10 protein-coding genes are annotated in these 12375 nt (G+C 40.2%); all 10 read right to left on the bottom strand.

Translation table 11 applies throughout. From position 1 onward, the window contains the following. Window positions 1–31: 31 nt before the first annotated feature. The 10 genes from CEQ21_RS16410 to CEQ21_RS16365 all read right to left on the bottom strand — a co-directional run bounded on the left by CEQ21_RS16410 (window position 32) and on the right by CEQ21_RS16365 (window position 12111). Window positions 32–796 carry a MerR family transcriptional regulator gene (locus CEQ21_RS16410; protein WP_185765454.1) on the bottom strand — a complete coding sequence of 255 codons (765 nt, stop codon included), beginning with the start codon at window positions 794–796 and terminating at the stop codon, window positions 32–34. 126 nt (window positions 797–922) lie between these two features. Then, entirely contained in the window at window positions 923–1636 is a 714-nt protein-coding gene (locus CEQ21_RS16405) for a GntR family transcriptional regulator (protein ID WP_185765453.1), read from the bottom strand. 275 nt (window positions 1637–1911) lie between these two features. Continuing rightward, window positions 1912–3309 carry a glycoside hydrolase family 1 protein gene (locus tag CEQ21_RS16400; RefSeq protein WP_328593505.1) on the bottom strand — a complete coding sequence of 466 codons (1398 nt, stop codon included), beginning with the start codon at window positions 3307–3309 and terminating at the stop codon, window positions 1912–1914. A 38-nt stretch (window positions 3310–3347) separates the two neighbouring features. Then, window positions 3348–4322, bottom strand: coding sequence for an aldo/keto reductase family protein (locus tag CEQ21_RS16395; RefSeq protein WP_185765451.1), 975 nt, complete (start codon window positions 4320–4322; stop codon window positions 3348–3350). A 195-nt stretch (window positions 4323–4517) separates the two neighbouring features. Further along, a complete protein-coding gene (locus CEQ21_RS16390) occupies window positions 4518–6299 on the bottom strand; it encodes an ABC transporter ATP-binding protein (RefSeq protein WP_185765450.1) in 1782 nt (593 codons plus the stop codon). Continuing rightward, the gene (locus CEQ21_RS16385; RefSeq protein ID WP_185765449.1) at window positions 6299–8050 is read right to left on the bottom strand and encodes an ABC transporter ATP-binding protein; all 1752 of its coding nucleotides are present in this window, start codon (window positions 8048–8050) and stop codon (window positions 6299–6301) included. Before CEQ21_RS16385 ends, CEQ21_RS16390 begins: the two co-directional genes overlap by 1 nt. Window positions 8051–8236: 186 nt before the next feature. Beyond that, window positions 8237–8863, bottom strand: coding sequence for a hypothetical protein (locus CEQ21_RS16380; protein ID WP_185765448.1), 627 nt, complete (start codon window positions 8861–8863; stop codon window positions 8237–8239). A gap of 102 nt (window positions 8864–8965) precedes the next feature. Continuing rightward, the gene (locus CEQ21_RS16375) at window positions 8966–10240 is read right to left on the bottom strand and encodes an ABC transporter substrate-binding protein (protein WP_185765447.1); all 1275 of its coding nucleotides are present in this window, start codon (window positions 10238–10240) and stop codon (window positions 8966–8968) included. 80 nt (window positions 10241–10320) lie between these two features. After that, a complete protein-coding gene (locus CEQ21_RS16370; protein ID WP_185765446.1) occupies window positions 10321–11208 on the bottom strand; it encodes a carbohydrate ABC transporter permease in 888 nt (295 codons plus the stop codon). Between the two features lie 18 nt (window positions 11209–11226). Beyond that, window positions 11227–12111, bottom strand: coding sequence for a carbohydrate ABC transporter permease (locus CEQ21_RS16365; RefSeq protein ID WP_235907273.1), 885 nt, complete (start codon window positions 12109–12111; stop codon window positions 11227–11229). Window positions 12112–12375 lie beyond the last annotated feature (264 nt).

Raw genomic sequence — 12375 nt, 5'->3', positions numbered from 1 at the left:
CTTTTTTTTGCTTGGATTTATTCCCTTAACACTATTGCTCCATGCCTGTATATCGAAGAACAGCCTCTCGTAAGAAAACAGCGGCACCTTGTTCCACTTTATCGTAATAGGCAGCAAACCGTTCATCGACAACGTACATTTTAGCGAGTCCTGCGTGTGCCTCCTTGCTGTAAGAATTCCAATAGTACCCAAGCCAGCGCTTATGAAGTTCTGCTGTTTTTTGAGCAGCTGCGCTTCCTGGATCGCCTGTTTTCATTGCTTCTTTCAAATTTTCTAGCACATCCTGCCCAAGCCTTTCTGCTTCCTTATAGTCTGCTTCTGTCATCTGCAGCAGTTTCTGATTAGACTGGTCAATTGTCTCCGTGCCATACTTTTGGCGGAGCTCTTCTCCGTATTGTCTTTCGTTTTCCTCGACCATGTTTTTCTTAAAGCCTTCAAATCTTTCTTTATCGCTCATCGTTGTTCTCCCTTCCGTATTTTCTATCGTTTTATCGACATTCTCAATCAGCCTGTCTAAACGGTTTCGTTGTGCCAGGAGTTTTGCCCGATGCTCCTCCAAAGCCCCTTTCACATCAAAGGATGGTGCGGACATAATGTTTTTAATTTCCTCCAGACTAACGTCCAGCTCACGATAAAACAATATTTGCTGAAGCAATTCCACCTCTTTACTTCCATACAATCGATAGCCAGATGAATTGACCCTTGCCGGCTTAAGCAGGCCGATTTCATCGTAATACCGTAATGTTCGTGTACTAACTCCCGCCGTTTGGCTTAGTTTTCGAATCGTGTATTCCACTCACTTTCCCTCCTGACATGTTCATCTTAAACGTTGACGCAGCGTTAATGTAAATAGGTATTTTCAAAAAAAAAATAAAAAAAGCTCGGAAGCATCCAGAGCCTTTGTAGCAAAAAATTTGTTCAATTAGCGTTTTATGTTTACTGTTGTTACCTCAAACTTATCATAGCGATGTCTCGAAAAGGAATATTCAAATGGAACTCCATTATTTAAAAATCCAACATGCTCCACTTCCAGAATCGGGTCGTCTGCCAAACACACTAAATGGGCTTGGTCCAATTCATTTGATTTGCATGCTCGTATTTTCCGGTGTGAGCCAGCAATTGTAAGACCTAATCTTTTCGTGATATGTTCATAAATAGATCCATCGAGTACTTCATCCGTAATCCCAGTAATAATGGTTGTCGGCATATAGGTTATTTCCATTACGTATGGTTCATCGTTAACAAGTCTTAAACGGATTAAGTAGTAAACAGGTGTCTTCGGATCGATAGCGAGATGTTCGGCAACATCTTCTGATGGAAAGCCTACTTCAAACTTAATTACCTTGCTTGATACTTGCTGCCCTTCCATCAATCTGGACAGGCCTGTTACTTCGTTGCTCAATACATTGACTCTGCTATCCTGGATGGCTGATTTAACAATGAATGTTCCGTGTCCTCTTTTTCGGTAAAGGAGGCCTTCCATGACTAATGTGTCAAGTGCTCTTTTCATTGTCATCCTGCTGCAGGAGAATTCTTTTGAAAGTGTTATTTCATCTGGAATCGGCTGATCGAATGCATAGTGGGACTCTTTAATTCTCTTTTTCATTTCTGCTGAGATTGCTTCGTACTTGTTCATGATGGAACCACCTTAAAAAATAGATAGTTATATTATAAATTCATTGGTATGAAAATGTTAGCTATCCCAGTGTTTTTTTAAAAAGATGGCCACTAAATGGCCATCTTAGACTGAAGACAAACTTTTATAGATTGCAGTGAGTATATAGAACAGAGGATGCTGCACTCCGCTTCGGAGCTGATCATTATCCTTTTTAGATAGTGCTGGCTAATTTTTAGTAAAATTTAGCCTACCTTATTACTGTCCAATTATTCTCCATCCATTCGTCCACTTTGTTATGGTAATGTGACGGTTTCGGATTCTGCGAGATTTTCACCGTTTGTTGCGATAACTTGTTTATACCAGTTGAAGCTTTTCTTTTTATAGCGTTTTAAGTCTCTTAAGTCTGACTCGCCTCTATTAACATAGATAAAGCCATAGCGTTTTTCGAATTGTCCGCCTGAGCTGATTAAATCTGTTGACCCCCATGTTAAATAACCGAATACTTCTACGCCTTCTTCCATTGCAAGCTTAACCTGGTTAATATGATTTCGTAAGTAGTCGATGCGGTAATCATCTTCTACTGTATTGTTTTCGTTCAGCTCTTCTCTTACACCGATTCCGTTTTCTGTGATAAAGATAGGCAGGCGGTACCTAGCATACATATCCTTCAAACTCACTCTTAGGCCGATTGGATCGATTGCCCAGCCCCATTCATTTGCCTTTAGATTTGGGTTAGGTGTGATGCCGGAAATAATTGCCTCTTCATTGACCTGTTCACTGCTGACCGTCTGGCTTTGATAATAGCTGATGCTAATATAATCGACGGTATTTTCTTTAAGAAGCTCTGCATCTCCTTCTTCGAAATGCGGCATAATTCCTTTGCGCTGCAAATTGCTTGTCACATAGGTTGGATATTCCCCGTTTGCAAACACATCAAGATAGAAATCAACAAGCAGTTCCTTTGCTTTCATGTTGGCAATTACATCTTCTGGAAGACAGCTGTTCGGATATGTTGTCATATAAGTGACCATCCCTGCCATTTGACCACCTGGCACTAGTTCATGCAGTGCTTTGACAGCTTTTGCATGTGCGATAAAGGAATTATGTGTTACTTGATATCTTAATGCCTCTTCATTGGCTGCTTCGTCGGTTGAGACGCCCCAATATTGAAGATTTGTTAAGACAAGATTTTGTTCATTAAATGTAAGCCAATACTTAACCTTTTCCCCATACCGGGCAAAGACTGTACGTGCATATTTGTCAAATAAGTCAACAACCTTCCGTGATGCAAATCCGTTGTATTTTTTTGCTAGCTGAAGCGGCAGATCAAAATGATACAGAGTGATGACAGGCTGAATGCCGTTAGCAATCATTTCATCGAATAAATCATCATAAAATTGCAAGCCCTCTTCGTTTGGCTCCCCTTCGCCATCAGGAAAAATTCTTGACCATGAAATGCTTGTACGATAAGCGTTAAAGCCCATTTCCTTAAAGAGAGCAATATCTTCCTTATAGCGATGGTAAAAGTCGACTGCAGTTTTCCAATCAGACTGTCCTTCCTTAACAGGTCTTGCATCAACAATCGAAGGGCCTTTGCCGCCCTCGTCCCATGCACCTTCTGTCTGAAAGCTTGTCACTGCACCGCCCCATAAAAAACCTTCTGGAATAACAGCTGTTTTCGTCATATTAATCTCTCCTCTATTTTTATTTTTGGATAAACACTGTTAATCTACCAAATTGGCACAAAATCATTTATTTCCTTCAGCACTGCTTCTATTTCATCCAATGCAGAAGCCGGAATTTCCAATCCAGATGCTTTCACATTTTCTTCGACTTGTTCTGGCCTGCTTGCCCCAATAATCGCAGAGCTGACATTCGGCTGACGGAGCACCCAGGCTAAGGCAAGCTGTGACAGCTCCACTTCTAATCCACTGGCAATATCAGACAGCCTTTGTACCCGTGTAAGCACCTCATCATTTAAATAGCTAGTAATCCATTTATTTGTGTCATCATTTGCAGCACGACTTTTTTCAGGAATCTGCGCATGTGGTTTGTATTTCCCTGTTAATATTCCTTGAGCAAGCGGTGAAAACACAACCTGACCAATTCCTTCTTTTTCACTGACAGGGATTACTTCCTTTTCAATATAGCGAACCATCATATTATAGATTGGCTGATTAGAAATAAGTGGTCTTAAATTTTTCTCTTTAGCAATATGTACAGCATCCGTCAGCTGAGCAGCCGACCATTCACTGACACCGCCATAAAGAATTTTTCCTTGTGCAATTAAATCATCTAATGCTCTTAAGCTTTCTTCCACAGGCGTTTCAGGATCATAGCGATGGAATTGGTACAAATCGATATAGTCTACACCTAATCTCTTTAGACTTGCTTCGCATTGTTCAATAATATGCTTTCTGGACAACCCTCTGTCATTTGGTCCATCTCCCATCGGAAAGAAGACCTTTGTGGCAAGCACATAGCTAGAACGGGAATAATCTTGCAGTGCTTCTTTCAGGACGGCTTCAGCAGCGCCTTTATTATAGGCATTTGCTGTATCAAAGAAATTGATGCCAAGTTCATACGCCCTATGGATACAGGAAATAGATTTCTCCTTTTCGACTGCACTTCCATATGTAAGCCAGCTGCCCAGTCCGATTTCGCTTACTTTTAAACCAGAGTTTCCAAGTCTTCTGTACTTCATTTCTAATCACCCAACCTATTAGATTTTTTTTACACCATGCGCACAGCTAGTAGAGAAACTGCTGATTCCAATCTCGGCAGCTTCTCCCAAGTTTTCATTATCTAATTAGAAACGCTTACAATTATATTATAAAGGCTAGTAATTAAATGTCTATACTTTATAAAAATTAGATTATACTTTTAAAGACAAATATCGTCAGCTAACTTCCAATGATGAATGCTGAGATGTATATAGACTCCAATATTGGCCTTTTCTTGTCATCAGCTCATCATGGGACCCTTCCTCAGCAATTTCGCCTTTTTCAATAAACAAAATCCTTGAGGCGCTTTGAATGGTGGACAGACGGTGGGCAATGATAAAGGACGTTCTTCCCGCAAGCAGCGTACTTAAGCCTTTTTGCAGGGCGAGCTCTGTTTCTGTATCAATCGATGATGTCGCTTCATCTAAAACCAGAATTCTTGGATCTGCTAAGAGTGCTCTTGCGAAGGAAATCAGCTGTCTTTGTCCTGCTGAAAGCCTTGTTCCTCTTTCATTCACTTCTGTTTCATAGCCATCCTGCAATGTCATAATAAAGGAATGTGCTTGAACTGCCTTTGCTGCTTCAACCACTTCCTCATCACTCGCATCAAGGCGGCCATAACGGATATTATCCATAATTGTGCCTGAAAAGATAAACGGATCTTGTAGCATAATGCCCATCTGTCTTCTAAGTGAGGGAATCGTGACTGTCTTTATATCAACCCCATCCATCTTTATTTTGCCGCCATTCAAGTCATAAAAGCGGCTGATCAAGTTAACAATCGAAGTTTTGCCAGACCCTGTGGCACCAACAAGAGCTATTGTTTCTCCAGGTTCTGCAGTGAAATGGATATTCTTTAATACTTTTTCGCCAGCTTCATAACCAAACTCAACATGATCAAACTCTACCTTTCCTTTAATATCGTGCAGTGCTTTTCCGCGCGGGTTATCAAGCACTGTCGGCTTTTCATCCATCATTTCAAAAATCCGCTCCAAATAGGCCATCGCATTTATAATCGCATTATAGAAGTTGCCGATATTGGATATCGGTGTCCAAAACATCCATATATAACCGACAAAGGCTACTAAAGCACCAACCGTCACGCCTTGCCCAATCATTGAAATTCCGGCCACATATATAAAGGAAACGGTCAGCACAGAAATATTTTCGATAGATGGCCACAGAAGAAACTGGATATAGACTGCTTTTATCCATGATTTTTTATAGCCCTTTGACACATCCTCAAAGATTTTCTTATTTTCTTCTTCTCTCGCAAATGCTTGAGTTACTTTCATACCATTGATGCTTTCATGTATATAGGCATTCATATTAGACTGTTTATTGCTCAAGTCCTGCCATGCCTTACGCTGCGCATTTTTAATAAAAAAGATAACAACCGCGAGAAGCGGGAATCCAAACATAGCATAAATCGCCAAGCGTACATCGATCGCAAACATGAAGCCAATGATGACAGTTAAGCTGAATATATCTGTAATCAAGTTGATAAGCCCATTTGACAGCAAATCACTAAGTGAGTTCACGTAATTAACGACTCGCACTAATATTTTTCCATGTGGGCGGTTGTCATAAAAGGAAAAGGACAATGATTGAATATGTGTAAACAAGTCCTTTCGAATTGTCTTTATGACATTTTGACCAATTTCAGCCATCATTCTAATCCGGTATTTCATACAAATACCCGTTATAATCAGAGCGCCCAAATAGATGCCTGCGAGCAGTGAGAGCCCGCCAACATCGCCAGCAGGTATTTCCTTGTCAATCGCTTGTTTGATAAGATAGGGCCCAATCAGATTTGCTCCACTTGCGACAAGCATGATGAGTATCGTCAGCATGATTTTTTTCTTGTACGGCTTAACATAACCAAACAAGCGCTTAAGATGAATAAAACTAAATGGCGTCTCTAAATCCTCATCAACATCGAACTTATTTCGTGCCATTAAATCACATCCTCATCCCTGTGCTTTTCTTCAAAGTTTCCGTATTGATTCTTATAAACATTAAAGTAGTAGCCTTTCTTCCGCAGCAGGTCCTCATGTGTGCCCCGCTCGATAATTGCTCCATTATTCATTACTAGAATTTGGTCTGCATCCTTAACAGAGGAAATTCTGTGGGCAATAATAAAGGATGTCTTGTTCTTTTGAATAGATTTCAGCGTCTTTTGAATACGATGCTCTGTTTCCATATCAAGACTTGAGGTCGTATCATCTAAAATTAAAATCGACGGGTCTTTCAATATAGCTCTTGCAAGAGCTATCCGCTGCCTTTGCCCGCCAGAAAGCCCGACGCCTCTTTCCCCAACAATCGTTTCATAGCCTTCTGGTAAATCACTAATGAAATCATGAGCATCGGCCATTTTTGCCGCAAACTTAATCGAATCAATGGAGGTATGGGGATTACCATAAGCGATGTTTCCCTCGATTGTATCCGAAAACAGGAAGATATCCTGCATGACCATTGCCATCCCTTTACGGAGCTCCTGCAGCTCCCACTCCTTCACATTTCTTCCGTCAATCCTTACCTCTCCGCTTGTGGTGTCATAAAACCGGCTAAGCAAATTGACTAAAGTGGATTTCCCCGCACCTGTTGGCCCAATAATTGCCAGCGTCTGTCCAGGCTTCACTTTAAAGCTAATATCCTTTAACACAGGCTCTTCTCCATAGCTGAAGGAAACCTTGTCAAACTCTACAATCCCTTTATACTCACCAATCGGTACGACATTATCGTGGCTGGCAATCTTCGGGACTGTCTCAAGAAGATCCTCGACTTTTTCTGCTGATGCAATAAAGCGTTGCACATCATTCAAAAGCCATCCGGCCATTTTCATCGGGTTGCTCAGCGCCCATATGAAGGAATTAAACATAACTAGTTCACCAAATGTAAGGGAACCATTTATAACCATAACACCACCTGCAAAAATCATCAGCACTGTCAGCACACCTGCAAGAGAGTCTAGAATCGGCAAATATTTTTCCCAAATCTTTGAAGACTTCAAGTTTTTTTCTTTAAAGCCTTCATTAGCAATTGAAAACTTAGCGATTTCATAATCCTCTTTTGCAAAAGCCTTAACAACACGGTTTCCGCTAATGTTTTCCTGAACGACAGAATTCAATTTCGCAAATTGGTTCCGGATTTCTGTAAAGGTCGGCCGCACATCCTTTGTAAGGCGGAAAGCGAAAAAACCAATAATCGGTGTTACAATTAATAATGTCAACGCCAATGGAGGATGAATATAAAACATAAAACCAATCGCAAACAGCATGATGGTTGCGTTTTCAAAAATCATGTAAATCGTCCATGCCGTAAAATGTCTGACCGCCTCCATATTGCCTGTCATCCTTGCCATAATGTCACCCGTTTTTGTGCGGTCATAAAAGCTGAAATCCAGCCTGTGCAGACGGTCGTATAGCTGCTCTCTAATGTTGTATATGACATTTTGGGAGACATTCTCAAAAATCATTTGATACATATAGCGGATAATTGTTCGCATAAATGTCCCTGCAATCATGATTCCAAGTATTGGCCACAGCAGATTCATCTGCTTGCCGTACATGACATCATCAACCATCCTCCCAGCCAAATACGGATTAAGCACATTTAAAGCAGATACGATAACTGCACAAAACAGGCCAATTGCTATTCTGACACGATAAGTATGTAAGAACCCCCATATCCATCGCAGACTATGCATCTAGCCGACTCCCTTCCATTGCTGTATTCTTTTTGCAGGACTCCTTACTTTACTCTCCTCCCATTTTTTCGATCAAAGATAATGCTACCGAATAATCTTATTAGCATTAGTTCTTTTCTATGTATGTCCTGTTCATAAAATCTATCATTTTTTTAATAGACCGATTGCCCTAGAAACAATATAGCTTTATAGTGCTGCCTCTTCTTTCTGTTTTTTGCTTTTGTACGTAAAAATAAATCTGGCACATGTGCCGTAAATGGCAGGTGCAAAAAACACAAAAAAAAGGAAGTTAAGCTGGATTAACAAAAAAACAACGAGTATGGCTGCCAGCAAGAGGAACGACCGAAAAATCTGCTTTGCAATGTGAAACAGACTGATCATCGCTGTCCTTTTTGGTGGTAAATCCAGATACACTAAATTCCAAACGAAATAAGTAACAAAGATAATAGCAAGCATAAAGGCATATATACACACAAATTTAATGACAGATATCATATAGGGGTCCATTGTTGTCGGAAAAGGCAGAACGATGAAAGTGCCGATATAAATGAAAATAAAAACAATGATGGCAGACAGCCTTTTTTTATTCGTATATTTAGGGCTGATTTCTTTAAACAGCTTGCGCACAGACATGCCGTTACCCACAAAAATTTCATCAATTACCTCAATCAGCGTGCATGCTGACTGAACAAGCCCACCAATAAAGAACCCCTTTCCTAAATACAGCCAGAATAATAGGCTTGCCCTGACAAGACGATATGAAATATCCATAAAGGAAAAAAACTTGCTATCTATAAAACGGCTTTTATTCATAGTATGTAACCCCCTAATAAAAAAAGGCTGCCTGAAACAAGTCCGACTAATATGGTTAACACCATAATAAGTCCATGCATTTTTCAGACAACCTGTTAATTGCTATTTCAAGCCATATTCCTTGCGAATTTGATCTGCTACTTTTTTCAATTGTTTTTCTGCATCCTTGCTTCCATTAAGATTAATGTTATCAATAACAGGCTGGATTTTACTTACTATCTCTGCATATTCAGGGATATAAGGGGCATTCATGACTGTTCTTCCTTCTGCAAGAATGGTAGACAATGCTTTTGCATTTTCAGGAGCATTTGCCATTGTTTCAATTTTATCTTCATTCCTTTTTACAACAGGAACGGCTGAAATAGTATCCACTTGCAGGTCTTGACCCTTTCCAGTAGACAGGAATTGCAGAAGTTTATAGGCTTCATCAGGATGCTTTGTTCCGCTTCCGATTCCGATTGGAAGATATGATGCTGCAGCTACGTTGCCTGCTTTGCCTGCAGGCAATGGCACAACATCCCATTTGAAAGTTGCATTCTTCGCTGTATCAGACCAATCCCATGGGCCCATCATTTTCATTGCTGCTTGCCCTGCAAGGAACATATTCGATAGCCCTTGGCTTTGGGCAGTAGTTGGCTGTACATGATATTTATTTATCAAGTCTGCACCGAATTTAATGGCTTCCACTGATTCAGGTGAATCAATAATTACTTCCTTGCCATCCTGACTGACAAATCCTCCGCCATTTTCTACAAGCAGTTCATTTGTATAGAAGTTTTCCATTCCGAATTGAACTGTTTTGCCGTCTTTCTCCACTGTCAGCTTTTGTGCTGCTGCGAGGAAGTCCTCCCATGTCCAGTCATCCTTTGGATATTCAACACCTGCAGCATCAAACATATCCTTGTTATATCCAAGCATAAAGGCAGAAGCATCACGAATAAGCGCATATTGCTTCCCGTCCACTTGCCCAAGTGAAAGCACATTTGGCATATACTCATCTTCCTTGATTTCTTTATCAGACAGGTCCATCAATACGCCCTTGCTGACAAATTGACCAAATGCAGAAGGCTGCAACCATACTAAATCTGGCTGATCCCCACCAGCAGACATCGTCAAAAATTTATCATTGAACTTATCATATGGTGCATATACTTGCTTCACTTTAATTCCAGGATTCTCCTTTTCAAACTCCTTGAAAATATCTCCTTCCAGCTTCGTGCCTTCCGGATTATTGTTCCAAACAAGAATGCGCAGCGTCACATCGCCTGACTCGCCGCTTGCTGACTCAGAATTCGAGCCAGAGCAGCCTGTCAAAATTAAAGAAAGTGCCAATACAACAGTGAACAGCAAACCACCTAATCCTTTTTTCTTCCTCATGCTTTTACCCCCCAGGTAATGAATGTATATGGATAAACAGATAAACGGGTATGCCATTTATCTAAGTGAAACCAACGCAATTAACCCTTTCCGCCTGTTGTGGCAATCCCTTGGACAAAGTACTTTTGGCCAACAAAAAAGATAATGATAAGCGGCAAGATGATAAAAACACTTGCTGCCATCATCGGACCCCACTGGATTAACAAGGCACCCTTAAACTGCAGAATTCCTAATGCAAGCGTATATTTGGAATCATCATTTAAGTAGATTAATGGATTAAGAAAGTCATTCCATGTCCACATAAAACTCAATAAAGCCACTGTAATAATAGAAGGAACTGATAACGGAATAATAATTCTCCAGAAGATACCAAATGCTCCACAGCCATCCAAATAGGCACTTTCCTCCAGTTCCTTCGGTATTGTCTTAAAGAATTGTCTTAATAGAAAGATGAAGTAAGCGCTACCAAAGAAAGAAGGAACAATTAACGGCAGAAAGGTGTTAACCCATCCTAGTTTGGAAAAGATCATATAGACAGGAATCATCGTGACTTGCGGCGGCAGCATCATGGTGCCAAGCAAAAGCACAAACCAGAAATTCCTTCCTCTTCCTTTAATTCGTGCAAACCCATATGCAACAAGCGTCGAAGAAACAACAGTGCCGATAACTACACAAACAGTAACAATCACAGAATTCAAATAATACTGCCCAAAGTCAACAAGTGTAAAGACTTCTTTATAGTTGGCCAAATCCCAATTTTCCGGAAGTAAAGTTGGCGGAAATGCCATCGCTTCATTTTCAGGCTTAACAGACGTTCCGATTAGCCATAGAAAAGGAAACAAAAACAGAATGGAAAGGGCAATCAGCAAAAAGTAAGTGAATCCCTTTTCTAATCTTCTGCCTTTCTTTATACTGCGAGGTTTTTTTGCCTTAACAGAAGCTGTCGTCTTAACAGGTGATACTTCCATAGTTGACTCCTCCTCTCCTTACTCATCGTATTCGTAATACACTTTTTTCCCAAACACCTTAAACTGTATCAACGTGAAAACAAGAATAATGATGAACAAGATCCAGGCAAGCGCTGATGCATAGCCCATCTTAAAGAATTTAAAGGCATCCTGATATAAGTAAAAGACGTAAAACAGCGACTTATAATTCGGTCCGCCATTCCCGCTGCTGACAACATATGCCTGTGTGAAAATCTGAAAGGAACCGATTAGTCCCATAATGAGATTGAAGAAAATAACATTTGAAGTCATCGGAATCGTAATATTCCAGAACTTATGGAATTTCCCCGCACCATCCAATTCAGCTGCTTCGTAAAGGGACGCTGGCACACTTTGAAGTCCTGCCAGATAAATAACCATACCTCCGCCTGCTCCCCAAAGGCTCATTATAATCAAGGTAGGCTTAACCATGCCTTCACTTAAAAGCCAGTTTGATGTAGGCAAATGAAAAAAGGAAAGAATGCTATTGGCAATTCCAAAGTCTGGTTGAAAAATTAAAATCCAAAGAAGTGAGCTGGCAACTGTCGGCACAAGCGAAGGTAAGTAAAAGATCGTTCGGAACAAGCCCATAAATCGTACCTTTGTGTTTAACAACACAGCAAGCATGTACCCGACAACAAGACCAAGAGGAACTCCGACAATCGTATAAAAGAAGGTGTTCCATAATGACTGCCAAAACAGTGGGTCTTCTGTGAACAGCTTCTTATAGTTTTCCAATCCAACCCAATTTGCTGCCCCCAGCCCTGAATAGTCTGTGAAGGACATATATAACGAATACACCATCGGGCCTGCAGTAAAGACAAAAAAGCCAATCAGCCAAGGCAAAATAAATAAGTAAAACAATAAAGTCCTCGATTTATTCATTTGCGTCACCTTCCATTTGATAAAATCATTTACTGCTATGTAACCTGCTTCCTTCATTCCCCTTTCTACACATTTGATTGCTGCTTATTTAATTCCATCATGTATATTACATAACTTTAACTTACAAATAAAGTTATGTAAGCCTTTTCAACCGCAATTTTATATTAACTGCTGTACTTGAATTTATCAATATATTTTTAAGGTATTTAACTTAATTTATTTATTTAATTTTAAGTAACAAAACTAATAAATTACCTAAAATAG

Origin of the sequence: Niallia circulans (genome assembly GCF_007273535.1) — a bacterium.
GTDB classification, from domain to species: domain Bacteria; phylum Bacillota; class Bacilli; order Bacillales; family Cytobacillaceae; genus Niallia; species Niallia circulans_B.
Note: the sequence above shows the minus strand (reverse complement) of the source record. Positions and strands in the feature narration are given on the sequence as shown.